This is a genomic window from Streptomyces sp. NPDC001410, assembly GCF_042895235.1.
Classification (GTDB): domain Bacteria; phylum Actinomycetota; class Actinomycetes; order Streptomycetales; family Streptomycetaceae; genus Streptomyces.
This window is the reverse complement of sequence record NZ_JBIAWE010000018.1, coordinates 108,907-122,836: the sequence shown is the minus strand read 5'-3', so window position 1 is coordinate 122,836 and position 13,930 is coordinate 108,907. Positions and strand designations below refer to the sequence as shown.

Sequence of the window (13,930 nt, the reverse complement as noted above, 5' to 3'; positions counted from 1 at the left end):
CACCGCCACCCACTTTCCGTGGCCTTCTGGCATGCCCTGGTCAAATCTGTCACCCTTTCGGCAGTCCTCGCCCTGACCCCATGAGGGCGCGGCGCCCCACCCCGCACAGCGATCGCGCAACCCCAACCCCGCGGCCGCCCCGGCGCACCCCAGCCGGCCGGGCGGCCATCGAGCAGGCCGGAATCCCGGCCGCCGCAAAGGAGTAGCGTGTGAGATCGACCCCCCACAAGGCCCTCGGCGCCGGTGCCCTCACCGTCGCCGCGCTGGCCGCCCTCTCCCTCCCCGTCACCCCCGCCGCCGCCCAGCCCGCCGAACAGCCGGTGGCCGCCGCCTGCACTCCGACGCAGACGGTCACCAACGGCGGCTTCGAAAGCGGTACCTCGCCCTGGACCCAGTCCTCGTCCAGTGTGATCACCAGCCGCACCGGCGAGAGCGCCCACGGCGGTTCCTCCTTCGCCTGGCTGAACGGTGTCGGCAGCACCCACACCGACACGCTCTCCCAGAGCGTCACCATCCCGAGCGGCTGCAGCACCGCCACCCTCACCTTCTGGCTGCACATCGACACCGACGAGACGACCTCGTCCACCGCGTACGACAAGCTGACGGCCAAGATCGGCAGCACCACGCTGGCGACCTACTCGAACCTCGACGACAACACCGGCTACGTGCAGAAGTCGTTCGACGTGTCGTCGTTCGCGGGCCAGACCGTGAACGTGTCCTTCACCGGAACCGAGGACTACAGCCTCCAGACGAGCTTCGTCCTGGACGACATCGCCCTCGCCACCTCCGGCGACACCACCCCGCCCCCGGCGGACTCGACCCGCACCCCGGCCGCGCCCTCCTACACCGTCAGCCTCAGCAGCGACACGAGCGGCACCGTCTGGAACGGGCACGAGAGCGTGTCCTTCACCAACGCCTCCGCCACCGCGCTCAGCGAGGTGTACCTGAGGCTGTGGGACAACTACCACGGCACCTGCTCGGCGATGCCGATCACGGTCACCAACGTCACCGGCGGCACCGCGGGCGCCCTCTCGGTGGACTGCACCGCCCTGAAGGTCACCCTGCCGACGCCGCTGAACCAGGGTCAGACCGCCACCATCGGCTTCGACCTGGGCATCACCGTGCCCAGCGGCGCCGACCGGTTCGGTCACGACGGCGCCTTCAGCTTCATCGGCAACGCCCTGCCCGTCCTCGCGGTCCGCGACAGCGCGGGCTGGCACCTGGACCCGTACACCAACAACGGCGAGTCCTTCTACTCCCTGGCCGCCGACTTCAAGGTGACCCTCGACCACCCCAGCACCCTGCTGGTCCCGGCCACCGGCGCCTCCACCGACACCCCCGGCTCCAGCGGCCGTACGGTCACCACCGCCACCGCGTCCAAGGTCCGTGACTTCGCCTGGGCCGCCGGGCCCTTCACCAAGATCTCCGGCACCTCGCCCGGCGGCGTACCGGTGAACATCTACTCCGTCTCGGGGATCAGCTCCTCCAGCGCCCAGTCGATGCTCAGCACCGCCAAGACCGCCGTCGACGCCCACGCGGCACGCTTCGGCGCCTACCCCTACGGCGAGCTGGACGCGGTCATCGACAACAACTACTGGTTCGGCGGAATGGAGTACCCCGGCTTCGTCCTCGACCTGGTCAGCACCACGGCGCTCACCCATGAGATCGGCCACCAGTGGTGGTACGGCATCGTCGGCGACGACGAGTACACCAGCCCGTGGCTGGACGAGGCCTTCACCGACTACGCCACCGACCTGGCCCTCGGCAAGACCGGCAGCAACTGCTGGAGCAGCGTCTCCTGGGCCTCCAGCGCGGAGAAGATCACCAACTCGATGGCCTACTGGGACGCGCACTCGTCCCGGTACTCCACCGTGGTCTACGGCTACGGCAAGTGCGCCCTGCACGACTTGCGGCGCGTCCTCGGCGACACGGCGATGACCAAGCTGCTGAAGGACTACGCGGCCGCGCACTGGTACGGCGTCTCGACCACGGCCGAGTTCAAGGCGGCCGCCCAGGCCGCCACCAGCACCGACCTGACCTCCTTCTGGACCCAGCACCGCATCGACGGCTGACCCGCACCGGCCGGTCATGGGCGGCGCCGTGCCCGGCGCCGCCCATGACCATGCGGGTAGGACGACCCAGCCACTCACTTGGCGTAAATACCCGGCCGATATGGCGTAGTTGGACGGGATCCGGAGTGCGGGGCGGCCCGCCTGCGGGTCTGATGGATCCCGTGACGAGCCAAATATGCCGAAACCGCCGCCGCTCGCGCTGGTCCGTGGCCAGCGCCCTGACCGGCCTCCTGCTGACCCTGTCGATCCCCGCGGCCGTGCCCTCGGCGGCCGAGTCCACAGTCGAGCGCGGCAGCGCCTACATGGGCATGGGGGTACTCGCCCACGACGGCGAAGCCGCCACCGACGACGACGCCCCCGTGTCGGTCCCCCGGGCGACCCAGACCGAGGGCGTGGACGTCGCCAGCTACCAGGGCGACGTCGCCTGGAGCACCCTGTGGAACAGTGGCGTGCGCTGGGCCTACACCAAGGCCACGGAGGGCACGTACTACTCGAACCCCTACTTCGCGCAGCAGTACGACGGCTCCTACGACGCCGGCATGATCCGCGGCGCCTACCACTTCGCGACCCCGGACACCACCAGTGGGGCCGAGCAGGCCGACTACTTCGTCGACCAGGGCGGCGGCTGGTCCAGGGACGCCAAGACCCTGCCCGGCGCGCTCGACATCGAGTGGAACCCGTACGGAGACGCCTGCTACGGCAAGTCCAGGAGCGGCATGGTCAGCTGGATCCGCGACTTCCTGGACCGCTACAAGGAGCGCACCGGCCGCGAAGCCGTCATCTACACCGCCACCAGCTGGTGGAGCGACTGCACCGGCAACTACGCGGGCTTCGGTGACACCAACCCGCTCTGGATCGCCCGATACGCCTCGTCGGCGGGGACGCTGCCGGCGGGCTGGTCGTCGTACACCATGTGGCAGTACACCTCCTCCGGCCCGACCGTCGGGGACCACGACCGGTTCAACGGCTCCCTGGACAAGGTGAAGAACTTCGCCACCGGCTGACGCGCCGCCGGCACCGCCGACAACCCCGCCCGCACCAGAGCCTCGGCGATGGTGCGGGCGGGGTTGTCCGGCAGGTCCTGTGACAACGACCGTCCCGCCCCGGTCGAGCCGAGCGGAGAGGGCAGGATTTGAACCTGCGTGGGCCGTGAGGCCCGACCTCGAGACGTGCTCGCCGGTCCCCGATAAGCCACTCCGGGCACCTCTCCTCGCTCCCGGCCCGGTCGCCCGTGCCGTTCACGAGAACAACAGTGACAGGGACCGCTGACGGCACGCTGACACTCCGGGCCGGGACCGGCCTGCCGTCAGGTCACGTCCGAGGCGGCCCTCGTCACTGGCCCACCCGTCCGTCGACGCACTCGCGCAACAGGTCGGCGTGCCCGCAGTGCCGGGCGTACTCCTCGATCCTGTGCACCAGCAGCTCCCGGACCGAGATCGCGTCCTTGCCCAACCGCTCGCCCAGATCCGGGTGCTCGGCCAGCGCGGCGTCGGTCGCGGCCTGCTCGCGCTCCAGATCGGCGTACGCGGCGTCGACCACGGCCTGCTCGGCGACGGCTCCGTCGAAGTCCCCGTCACGCACGCCGTACAGCTTCGGCAGCGGGTCGCCGTCGGTGATCCAGCCGCGCCAGTCCCGCTCCACCTCGGCGAGGTGCCGCACCAGGCCGAGCAGCGACATCGTGGACGGCGGAACCGACCGGCGGGCCAGCTGCTCCGCGTCCAGGCCCTCGCACTTCATCCGCAGGGTCAGGCGGTAGCTCGTCAGGTAGTCCTCCAGCGTCGCCAACTCGCCCTCCGGAACGGGTCCTTCGCGGGGATCGTCGTCCGGGTCGGTCCACATGTCGGGATAGACGGTTGCCTGGGTCCACCGCGCGGGTTCTTCACTCATGAGTCGCATGGTCGTCTGTCGGGGCCCGGCCTCGCCATCGAGTTATCGCTCGTTTCTTGCCACAACTGGTTTGTGATGCAAAGCTGATTGCATGACAGAAGCTTCGGTGCCGTCGTCGGGCACTCCTCACGAAGTCCTCGCCGGCCTGGGCGAGTTGACCCGCAAGGTCCGCACTGCCCAACGCGGCGCCTGGTTCCCCCTCCTGCTGCTCGGCGCGCTCACACTGGGCGGAATCCTGGTCAGCCGCTTCACCTTCAAGGTCGAGACCGTTCCCTGCCCGGCGAACGCCCCCGCGACAGGCGGCGGCTGCACCCTGATCACGCAGGGCTCGCCGGTCTACTGGCCTCTCGGACTCGCCCTCGCCTACGCCGCGACGGCGTTCTTCTACATCCGCCGCTCCCGCAACCGCGGAATCGGCACCCCGGTCCGGCCGTACATCCTCACCGGGATCGCCCTGGTCGGCCTGGTGACCGTCATCGAGATCTGGAGCATCCGTCAGGGGATGCCCAGGCCCGGCGCCCCGGTCGACCTGTTGGGCCTGCGGCTCGATCCCACCTCCGGGGTGACGAAGTTCCTCGTGCGACTCACCGGGAGCCCCGCAACCGTCGGGCTGCCGCTGCTGGTGCTGTCCTGGGTGGAACGCAGCCGCACCCTGCTGCTGCTCACCATGGTGTACCTGGCCGTCCTGCTGGTGCCGCTCACCGACGGCTGGGCGGGGATCCCCTTCACCTCGCACTGGTCCGCCCTGCCCCACTTCGGCGTCCCCGGTGTGCTGCTCCTGCTCGGCGCCCTCGGTTTCGGCCTGGCCGAGCTGTTCCGCCGGCGCGACGTCTCATGACCACCGAGCCGGATCAGCACCCGGTCAACAGCCTCGACGACGTCGTCCACCAGCGCGTCCGCCTCGGCATCCTCACCGTTGCGCACCAGGCGCGCCGTGTCGAGTTCGGTTTCCTGCGCACGGCCCTCGGCCTCACCGCCGGAAACCTCAGCCAGCACCTGGCCGTTCTGGAGAAGGCCGGACTGATCCACATCGAGAAGGGCTACGAGGGCAAACGCGCCCGCACCTGGCTCTCCCTCACCCCCGCCGGCGACCGCGCCCTGAAGGACGAGGTCACCCAGCTCAAGCGACTCATCCACCAGATCGAACAAGGCGGTTCAGCGCAGGAGTCCTAGCCCGGACACAGGGGAAGCACGGCCGTCACGATCAACTCCCGTCGCAGCTCGGCGGGACAGCATGCCGAACACCGTCCAAGAAACCTGGGGAGGGTACGTGACCATCAAACCGGTCACCGCCAAGAAGGACATGACACGCCGTCACATGCTCGGAGCGGTGCTGGGCATCGGTGCCGGGGTCGCCCTACCCCTCGGCGTCGCAGGTCAGGCCTGGGCGGCTGCGACCGCCCCTGGCCCGGTGCAGCCCACGCTGCCGGCACCCTCCGGACCGCACCCCGTCGGCACGGTACCGCTGCACCTCGTCGATGCCTCACGCACGGATCCCGTGGCCGGCCCCGGGCATTACCGGGAGTTGATGGCGAGCGTCTGGTACCCCGCCCGGGACGTCCACCGGTATCCGCTCGCCCCCTGGACGTCCCCCGCCGTGCTGCGCGCACTGCTCACCTCCGCGGACTTCCCGGCCGACATCGCGGTGCCACCGCTCACGGCCGGCCACCAGAGCGCCCCGGTGTTGCGAACCGGCCGACGGTTGCCCGTCGTCGTCTTCTCGCACGGCGCGCACGATCACCGTGCGGACACCACCATCGTGGTCCAGGAGCTGGCCAGCCATGGGTATGTGGTGGTCACGGTGGATCACACGTACGACGCGTTCAGCGAGTTCCCCGACGGCCGGCTCATCGTCCCGCTCGAAGACCCGAAGTACGGGCTGGGACCCCGGGACTTCGCCAGGGACATCCGGTTCGTGCTCGACTGCGTCGAGGACCTCGCCTCCGGGTGCAACCCCGACGCCGACCGGCGGCCGCTGCCGGAGGGGCTGCTCCACGCCCTCGACCGGCATCGGATCGGCATGTTCGGCTGGTCGAAGGGCGGAACGGCGACCGCATGGGTCATGAGCCAGGACCAGCGCGTCCGGGCGGGGCTCAGCATCGACGGCCCGATGCAGCCCGTGGTCACCACCGACCTGGATCGGCCGTTCATGATGATGACGGCCGAGTTCCCCCGGGCCACGCAGCCGAGCGTCGCCGAGTTCTGGTCGCACCTGCGGGGCCGGCGGCTCAACATCCAGGCGGAGGGGGCAGCTCACTCGTCGTACTGCGACGTCCAGGTCCTGATCCCGCAGCTGGCCCAAGCCGTCGGGATGAGCGACGAGGACCTTCGGGGCTGGATCGGCACCCTCGATCCCGCCCGGGCGGTGCGGATCCAGCAGGCCTACCCGCTCGCGTTCTTCGACCTGCACCTGCGGCACCACCGGCAACACCTGCTGGACGGCCCGAGTGCGGGCTTCCCGGAGGTGAAGTTCATTCCGTGAAGCGGCCGTCGTGCGCGCGTAGTCGGCGGGGCCGGCGTTCCATGGCCGGAAAGCGACGGCTGACGCCGTGACTCCGCCGCTAGCCTCCCTCCGTGACGCAACGGTGGAAGGCTCACGTCATACGCCATCCCCTCTGGGGCGCGGCCGAGTTGACGCTCGCCTGGCATGCGGTGCTGCTGCTGTTCGCCAAGGTGGTGCTGCCTCCGCTGGCGCCCTCCTGGTTCCCGGACCTCGGTGCCGCCCTGGTGAACCTGGTCTGCGCGGTCGCGGTGGGATGCGTGCTGTGGCGGTGGGGCTGGCTGCGTCTGTCCGGGGTGTTCAGGCTGGGCCGTGTGCGGCGCTGGTGGCTGGCCGCGCCGATGCTCCTGATCGCCTGCTCCTACGTCACCCAGGGGCTCGACGGCAGCGCCACGGTCGTCGTCAGTTCGCTGCTCTCCCTGCTCCTGGTCGGCGCCAACGAGGAGGTGTACAGCCGCGGTCTGATCCAGCAGACCCTCACCCCGCTAGGTCCGCTCCGTGCCGCCCTCGGGGTGGCGGTGCTCTTCGGCGTCGGTCACCTGCAGAACTACCTGTTCTTCGGCGCTTCGTTGGGCGACACGCTGTGGCAGATGCTCTCCGCGGCCTTCTTCGGCTTCACCTGCGCCGGCCTGCGCTACGCCATCGGCTCGGTGTGGCCGATGGCCTTGGTCCACGCCTGGACGACTTCTTCCAGATCCGCTCACCGGGCGCGGCCCCGGACGCGTGGGAGGCGGTCGTGTACGTCTTCCACGCCGGGTACGGGCTGTGGCTGGTGCGCCGGTACGGTGCCGAGGCCGCCCCCGTGCCGGAGCGTGTCGGCGGTCCGGATCCCGAGGAGAGCGCGGCCGGGGCCGGCGCGCACGGCTGAGCGCGCCGGCCGTCGAGGCGCCCCGCCCACCCCACCCGGTCCCGGCGGTCATGCCGAGCCGATCGGCCAAAACGAACCCGTCCCCGGCCGGTACGCGGGGGCACGGAGCGGGCGCGGCCGGTGGATTCCGGCGACCCGGGCGGAAGGTCAGCCGGGCAGTCCGGTCTGCGTCCGGTGCTGTGTCTTCTTCCCTATGGGCCCTCGTGCGGCGGCGGCAGTCTGCTGGAAAACACGGCTTGGAGGCGCACAGTGACAGCAGGCCCGGCCCCCGCGGGGGCACCGACCGACGGCGACACCCTCACGGCATCCTTCGCGCAGCGCCTGCTGTGGTTCCTGGACCAGCTGGCCGGACATTCGACCGGGTCGATGCTTCCGCTGGTCCTCAGGCTGCGCGGGAGCCTCGACGTGCCGCGCCTGGAGCGGGCCCTGTCCGGGATCGTGGACCGGCACGAGGTGCTGCGCACCCGGTTCACCTTGGTCGGCGGGGAGCCGGTGCCGGTCGTGGACGCCCCCGGCGGGATCACTTTGATCTGCGGTGACGACCGCGTCACCTACGCCGACCTGGACGGCATGACGGGTGGGCTCGCCGCTGCGCTCAAGGCCGCCGGGATCGGCTCCGGCAGCCCGGTGGGCGTGCTGCTGCGCCGCAGAAGGAGCACCGCGCCCGCCTCTCGGCCAGGGTCCGCCACACCCTCGTACGACCCGAGGACCATCAGGTGGCCCTGGCCGACTTCACGGCGGACCCGGCCCGGCCCCGCACCGTCCGCAGCGCGGACGCCACGATCGAGGAGCGCGACGGCCGACTGCTCGTCCGGCTCCCGGGCGGCTCGGCATTCCCCGCGACGGACGTCTTCTCCCACGTGCTGACGACCCTGGCGATGGACCTGTTCCGGCTCCTCCCGGAGACGGACCACTCGCCCCGGGTGAGCGTGGACCGCCTGGTGATCGCCCGGGAGACGTGGCGGGTGGCCGCCGCCCGGGCGGAGTTCGCCGACGACAAGGACGAGGCCCGCCGTTTCGTCCGCGCCCGCCACTGGCGTACCGAACTCGGCCTGCCCCGCTTCGTGTTCGTCGTCTCCCCGACCGAGTCCCGGCCGTTCTACGTCGACTTCGGCAGCCCCGTCTACGTCACCATCCTCGCCAAGGCCCTGCGCCGCCTCGCCGGCAAGGACCCGGAGGGCACGGTCACGATCACCGAGATGCTGCCCCCCGGAACAGACCTGGCTCACCGACGACGAGGGCCGGCGCTACACCTCGGAGCTGAGGTTCGTCGCCTTCGACACCGAGCCCAGGCCGTAGTGTTCGACCACATGCGCGAGCTGGGAGGTGCCTTCATGGCCGAGGAGCCGATCGACCTGATCCGCCTGGAGGGTGGGGGAAACAGCGTCGTCCTCCGGATCACCGGGAAGGAGGCGGGGGAACGTCCTGACGAAACCGACGTCCTGGCCGGGGAGTTCCAGGTCGACACGTGCTTCGTGCGCGGCAGCCTCAAGACCTGGCTCTTCCCGGAGGATCTGCGCCAGTGGCAGCAGGCCCTGGACATGCTGGACGCGGGACAGGACATCGCTTGGCGTGAAGGCACACGCGCCCCATGGCTGTTCATCGAACGGGTCGAGGACGACGACCGGTGCCGAGTCACGATCAGGGACCACTCCATGTCCCTGACGACGGTGACCGTGACCGTCTTGCTGACCGACGCCTGGTTCGACGAGGCGTACGACCGCCTCGACCTGATCTGGAAGGCCTGGCGTCCGAACGAGGACCGAGCCTGACCACCGCCGCGTGACCGGCTCAGTCCAGCAGGGCGGCCGTGAACCTGTCCCGGTTGGCCACCAGCCGGTCCTGGATACGGTCCCAGCGCTGCCACCCGCCGCGCTCGGCCAGCATCCGGAGGTAGGCACGGTCGCCGTCGGCGACCCGGCGGGCCACGAAGGCGCGGCTGGTCTCGGTGGCCTGCTCGACAACTCCCGGCAGTTCGACGCGTTCCCGCTCGCTCAGGCCGTAGCCGTCGGCGAGGATCCGCAGGCGCGCGGGGGCGTCGAGGCCGGCGGGGTAGAGGGCCGACGCGGACTCGGGATCGAGCATGGGGACCCAGTAGCGCGCGGTCATGGCGACGTCCCACAGGGGCCGGCCCGGGGCAGCCAGGTCGAAGTCGATCAGGGCGGCGGCGCGGCCGTCCCGGAAGACCACGTTCTCCGGGCACACGTCGTTGTGGCACAGGAGCGTTCCGCCCTGCGGGTCGGCCAGGTCCCCGGGCCAGTCGACGTGAGGGTCGGCCGGGACGGCCGCGCCGGCCTCGTGGAGGCGGCGCAGGAGGACCCCCACCGACCTGAGTGCGGTCTCCGTCATCGCCCATCGCGGAAAGGGCGGGAGGGCGACCTCACCGGCGACGAAGGTCAGCTGCTCGCGGCCGTCCGGGGTGAGACCGACCGGGACGGGAGCCGCGTCGAAGCCGTGTTCCCGCAGGGCTTGGAGGTGGCGGTGCAGGGCCCGTGCGGTACGGGGTGCGGGACGGTCGACCACCGCACCCCGGCGGAGGACCGCGCCCGCGTTCACCGTGCCTCCGGGCAGCGCCCGGCCGTCTCCTGCCACACCCTCACTCGTCACTCGAGCAACGCTACTCGTGCTGCTAAGGGTGTACGGGGCCCGCGAACGGGGCCAGTTGCCGGAAGCGCTCGTCGAGGGTGACCGTCGGCGTGATGCGGTGCAGCGCGGCCCGCACCAGGGTGAGCGGGTGGTCGGGGAAGAGCGCGTCCCACTGCTCGTCGTCGGCGACGTGACACGGGAGTCCGCCGAACTGCCCGCCGGCGGCGTACGGGTGGGGACGGAAGTAGGCCTCGGGTCCCACCTGGGCCATCACCGTGGCCTCGCGCATCCCGGTCATCGCGCCCTCCGCGGCCTGCACCTTCAGGACCGTGCTGCACCCGGCCTTCGGTACGGTCCACGAGCCGAGGAACACCTGCCCGTGCGGTCCGCCGGGCCGGGGCACCTTCACCAGCTGACGTACCGCCGGGACACCGTGCACGGTGCCGGGCACCGCCTCGATGAGCCCGCCGCCGGCCCGGGCCACGCCCGCCGCGAGCCCGGTCCGCAGGTGTTCCAACTCATGCAGCGGGGCGGGCAGATCGGGGACGAGAGGAAAGAAGTGGATCGACAGGACGAGTCCCGCCGCGTCCGTCCACACGCCGGGCTCACGCTCGGTGAAGCCGGTCAGGTCCAGGCCGGTGATCGGAGTCATGGTGATCATCATGCCGGGTGCGGACGACCCGCCGACGGCCGGGGCTCAGTCGTCCTCCTCCCCGCCGTAGGCCTCGAAGTCCGCGAACTCGACCGGGTCGTCGTCCTCGTCCAGGACACACAGGCCGGGCGTGCTGAGCCGGCCGCGCTGCCAGGCCAGCAGCGTGTCGATCAGACCCTGCTCCAGCGGCGGCCCCTGTTTCGCGTGCCGGGGCCAGAACACGAGCGGCCAGTCGTCGGGTCGGTCGCCCTCGGTGAGCCAGCCCAGGTAGTCGCCGTCGATGGAGTCGGCGATGGGCAGGAAACCGCCGGGCGCCGGGAAGGTGGCGAAGGGATACCACTCCGGGTGGCCGGACTTCAGGTACTCGTAGGCCTCGATCGTCTGGTCCACGAACGCGGTGAAGCGCGGCGCCGTCGTGCGCAGCGGCTCCGGGAACCGCAGCCAACCGCTCCACTCGCCGCTGCCGTACGTCTCCATCAGCCGCACGTACTCCCCGGGCAGGGCCGTGCCCAACTGCTCGAACAGCCCCTCCCAGGTGCCGTCGCCGAGGCGTGGCTCGGCCGGCGGTGGGGTCAGCAGGCGCAGCGCGTCCAGTCCCGTACCGGTCTCCAGGGCGATCAGGCGCTCCTCCTTGCTCAGCCGGGGCGGGACGGGGGCGGGCGGGGTCCACGGTCCGGCGGTGTCGAGGAAGGCGGTGCGCGCGAAGGTGCCGGGCAGGGGGCCCATCAACGGGCCGGGTGGGGAGGGAAGTTCCCAGGTGTCGCGGACGGCGTGGCGCAGGTAGCCGGTGAGCGTGAGGTCGTACCGGTGCCAGGGGAGCAGGCCGCTGCCGGGCACGGGCCCCTGGTGGGCGACGACCACCGTCCACTCGTCGGGGTCGTCGGAGACCGACGTGTCCCAGAACAGCGTGTCGGTGCCCCGGCTGCAGCCCCAGGCGAGCAGCCCGCCCGGCTCAGGGTGCAGCAACGGCCGCTCCTCCGCAGGGAGTTCGCGCGCCTCGATCCGGGCCTCCCGCTGCGTGGCCCGCAGCCACTGGCCGTAGTCGAACCTGCCCGGCTGCACACACGGCACATGGATCCAGAGGAACTCCCCGAAGTCCACCGGCCCGTACCGGTCGGCCAGCAGCTTGTAGTCGGCCGGCAGCCGCGTCCCCAGCCACTCCTCCACGGCCGCCCAGTCGACGGGGACGGGGACGGGCGGGCGTTCGGCGTCCGGCTCGGCGAACTCGGCCAGGTCCACGGTCACGTGCATCCTCCGGTGTGATCATCGAATGGGCAGGATTCTGCCACCGGCGGTCACCACCGGCGGTCACCCCCATACGGTCAGCGCGCTGGTTAGGCTCGGGGCGTGCTCCATGTGGAAATCGTTCAGCTGCTGGTCTCGCCCGTGCACCGGTTCGAGGGTCGCCCGGGCGACGGACTGCCCGAGCTGCCGCCCGACGACCTGGTGACGACCGCCGAGGTCCGCGCGGGACTGGGCATCGTCGGGGACCGGTACTTCAACCACCCCGCCCACCGCAACGCGTCGATCACCCTCATGGCCGTCGAACGCCTGCCGCGGCAGGGCCCGGGCGAGGCCGACCTGCTGCGCACACGTCGTAACGTCCTGCTGCGCGGCGTGGACATCGACGCGTACGTCGGCTCGACGGTCTTCCTCGACTGCGGCACCGGGCCCGTGGACCTGGAGGTACGCAGCGCTGCCCGGCCCTGCGCCTGGATGGACACCACGCTGGGACCCGGAGCGCAGCGGGCGCTGCGCGGCGGCGGAGGAGTGCGCTGTCGGCCGCTGACCGACGGGATCCTGATCGTGGGACCCGCCGTGTTCGGGGTGCGGGAGGCGCAGGAGACGTAGGCGAACCAGGCGCGGCAGATGAGTACGACGACTCAGGCGATGCCCTCCGGAGATCATGAAGGCTGAGGGCATGACAAGCTCCTCGCCCAGCCACTCGCCGATCACCCCGTTCCCGTACCCCGCCCAGGCGCCGCAGCCCGCACCGCGCCGGCCGCGCCGTCGGCTGCTCGTGGGCGCGGTGGCGCTGATCCTCGTCGCCGCGTGCGCGGTGGCCGCCGTCTGGTGGAGCAAGGGCGAGGAGAACGACCCGCTGGCGGGCCGTCCCCGGGTCACCGACACGCGCGCCGGCCTGTCCTACGCCGTGCCGGAAGGCTGGAAGCACGACGCGGCCAAGGACAAGGACCTCATCGACGCCTTCTCCTCGACGATGAGCAGGACCTCCGGCGCGGCCTCCTCGGGCGGCGGCACCGTGCTGGCCGGGCGCGCCGGGCAGACCGTGCCGCGCGCGGAGCTGCGCCGGGCGGCCGAGAGCGCCGCCCGCTCCAACGCCGAGTTCTTCTACCCCGACCGGCCGGCCACCCTGGAGGAGTCGCACGCCACCGAGGTGGACAGCCGGCCCGCCCACACGGCCGTCCTGCGCATCCGGAACGGCGACGACGGCACCGCCCGCCTGGAGATGACCCTGGTGACCGTCGACGACGAACGCACCGCCTTCCTCCTCGCAGTCACCACGGACGAGGCCGACACGCAGATCACGGCGGACATCCACGCGGTCGTCGCCGACGCCACCGTCGACTGATGACACCGATCGCCGGGGTCAGGAACCAGAGGCGACCCACTGCCCCTCGCCGGCACCGGCGTTCGCCCAGGCCGCCTCACGGAGCGGCCGCAGGCCGTTGAGGCGGACGACGACCGTCGAGCCCCCGTGGCCGAGGACGCCGAGCGGCAGCGGCAGGGTGGCCGCGACGTCCCGTCCCGCACGACCAGGCCGCTGATGAACACGGCGGCGTTGACGAGGTTCTGCACCACCAGACGCCGGGCCCGCCGGGAGAGCGCCACCACGGTGGGCACGGAGGCCGGTTCGTCGCGGACGATCACCGCGTCCGCGGTCTCCAGGGCCAGGTCCGATCCGGCGCGGCCCATGGCGATCGCGGTGTGGGCGGCGGCCAGGGCGGGCGCGTCGTCGACGCAGTCACCGACGACCAGCACCTTGCGGCCGGCGCTCTCCCGCTCCTTCACCGCGCCCACCTTGTCCTCGGGCGGCAGCCCGGCCCGCACCTCGGTGATACCGACCTCGCCGGCCCGCCGGGCGGCGGCGCGGGGGGTTGTCGCCGGTGAGCAGCATCGGGCCGCTGCCGGTGAGCGCCGTGAGGGAGCGACGGTGCCGGCGGCGTCGGGTCGCAACCGGTCGGCGATCCCGAGGGCGACGACGGGGACGCCGTCGACGGTGACGAGCACCGCGGTACGGCCGCCGTCCTTCAGATGGGCGGCGAAGGCCTCGGCACCGTCCCGGACGGCGGGCGCCGAGCGGGCTGGTGACAGGTCGTCGTACAGCAGCCGAGCCTGGCGCGCCC

14 protein-coding genes and 2 pseudogenes are annotated in these 13,930 nt (G+C 71.6%); 10 read left to right on the top strand and 6 right to left on the bottom strand.

Annotated features, from left to right (window positions below):
- Positions 1–209: 209 nt before the first annotated feature.
- A complete protein-coding gene (locus ACFY3C_RS33985; RefSeq protein ID WP_390773527.1) occupies positions 210–2,072 on the top strand; it encodes a M1 family aminopeptidase in 1,863 nt (620 codons plus the stop codon).
- A 152-nt stretch (positions 2,073–2,224) separates the two neighbouring features.
- Positions 2,225–3,076, top strand: coding sequence for a lysozyme (locus ACFY3C_RS33980; RefSeq protein ID WP_386578764.1), 852 nt, complete (start codon positions 2,225–2,227; stop codon positions 3,074–3,076).
- Positions 3,077–3,189: 113 nt separating this feature from the next.
- Here ACFY3C_RS33980 and ACFY3C_RS33975 read toward each other — a convergent pair.
- Together ACFY3C_RS33975 and ACFY3C_RS33970 are read right to left on the bottom strand one after the other, a co-directional pair.
- Positions 3,190–3,282: pseudogene (locus ACFY3C_RS33975) on the bottom strand.
- A 122-nt stretch (positions 3,283–3,404) separates the two neighbouring features.
- Positions 3,405–3,959 carry a DinB family protein gene (locus ACFY3C_RS33970; protein ID WP_390773526.1) on the bottom strand — a complete coding sequence of 185 codons (555 nt, stop codon included), beginning with the start codon at positions 3,957–3,959 and terminating at the stop codon, positions 3,405–3,407.
- Between the two features lie 91 nt (positions 3,960–4,050).
- On the opposite strand from ACFY3C_RS33970, the gene ACFY3C_RS33965 reads away from it, so the two are divergent.
- The 6 genes from ACFY3C_RS33965 to ACFY3C_RS33940 all read left to right on the top strand — a co-directional run bounded on the left by ACFY3C_RS33965 (position 4,051) and on the right by ACFY3C_RS33940 (position 9,099).
- The gene (locus ACFY3C_RS33965) at positions 4,051–4,797 is read left to right on the top strand and encodes a hypothetical protein (protein WP_390773525.1); all 747 of its coding nucleotides are present in this window, start codon (positions 4,051–4,053) and stop codon (positions 4,795–4,797) included.
- Positions 4,794–5,132 (top strand): winged helix-turn-helix domain-containing protein, encoded by a 339-nt coding sequence (locus ACFY3C_RS33960; RefSeq protein WP_390773524.1) that lies wholly within the window; start codon positions 4,794–4,796, stop codon positions 5,130–5,132. Before ACFY3C_RS33965 ends, ACFY3C_RS33960 begins: the two co-directional genes overlap by 4 nt.
- 97 nt (positions 5,133–5,229) lie before the next feature.
- Complete coding sequence (locus ACFY3C_RS33955; RefSeq protein ID WP_390773523.1) at positions 5,230–6,441, top strand: alpha/beta hydrolase family protein; 1,212 nt, start codon at positions 5,230–5,232, stop codon at positions 6,439–6,441.
- Between the two features lie 92 nt (positions 6,442–6,533).
- Positions 6,534–7,580, top strand: coding sequence for a CPBP family intramembrane glutamic endopeptidase (locus tag ACFY3C_RS33950; protein WP_390773522.1), 1,047 nt, complete (start codon positions 6,534–6,536; stop codon positions 7,578–7,580).
- Positions 7,577–8,194 (top strand): condensation domain-containing protein, encoded by a 618-nt coding sequence (locus ACFY3C_RS33945; protein ID WP_390773521.1) that lies wholly within the window; start codon positions 7,577–7,579, stop codon positions 8,192–8,194. The genes ACFY3C_RS33950 and ACFY3C_RS33945 overlap by 4 nt, the downstream gene beginning before the upstream one ends.
- A gap of 11 nt (positions 8,195–8,205) precedes the next feature.
- Positions 8,206–9,099: a DUF5959 family protein gene (locus ACFY3C_RS33940; protein ID WP_390773598.1), complete on the top strand. Its 894-nt coding sequence runs from the start codon at positions 8,206–8,208 to the stop codon at positions 9,097–9,099.
- Positions 9,100–9,118: 19 nt separating this feature from the next.
- Here the strand turns inward: ACFY3C_RS33940 and ACFY3C_RS33935 are convergent, their stop codons facing one another.
- Genes ACFY3C_RS33935 through ACFY3C_RS33925 form a run of 3 tightly spaced genes read right to left on the bottom strand, consistent with a single transcriptional unit; the run spans position 9,119 to position 11,810 of the window.
- Entirely contained in the window at positions 9,119–9,934 is an 816-nt protein-coding gene (locus tag ACFY3C_RS33935; RefSeq protein WP_390773520.1) for a phosphotransferase, read from the bottom strand.
- Positions 9,935–9,956: 22 nt separating this feature from the next.
- Positions 9,957–10,565: a hypothetical protein gene (locus tag ACFY3C_RS33930; RefSeq protein ID WP_390773519.1), complete on the bottom strand. Its 609-nt coding sequence runs from the start codon at positions 10,563–10,565 to the stop codon at positions 9,957–9,959.
- Between the two features lie 45 nt (positions 10,566–10,610).
- A complete protein-coding gene (locus ACFY3C_RS33925) occupies positions 10,611–11,810 on the bottom strand; it encodes an SMI1/KNR4 family protein (RefSeq protein ID WP_390773518.1) in 1,200 nt (399 codons plus the stop codon).
- A gap of 102 nt (positions 11,811–11,912) precedes the next feature.
- Between ACFY3C_RS33925 and ACFY3C_RS33920 the strand changes: the two genes are divergently transcribed.
- Both ACFY3C_RS33920 and ACFY3C_RS33915 read left to right on the top strand, forming a co-directional pair.
- Positions 11,913–12,416 carry a molybdenum cofactor biosysynthesis protein gene (locus tag ACFY3C_RS33920; RefSeq protein ID WP_390773517.1) on the top strand — a complete coding sequence of 168 codons (504 nt, stop codon included), beginning with the start codon at positions 11,913–11,915 and terminating at the stop codon, positions 12,414–12,416.
- A gap of 70 nt (positions 12,417–12,486) precedes the next feature.
- Positions 12,487–13,155, top strand: a complete 669-nt coding sequence (locus tag ACFY3C_RS33915; protein ID WP_390773516.1) for a hypothetical protein — start codon at positions 12,487–12,489, stop codon at positions 13,153–13,155.
- Between the two features lie 416 nt (positions 13,156–13,571).
- On the opposite strand, the pseudogene ACFY3C_RS33910 reads toward ACFY3C_RS33915, so the two are convergent.
- A pseudogene (locus ACFY3C_RS33910) lies at positions 13,572–13,814 on the bottom strand (heavy metal translocating P-type ATPase); the annotation flags it as partial.
- Positions 13,815–13,930 lie beyond the last annotated feature (116 nt).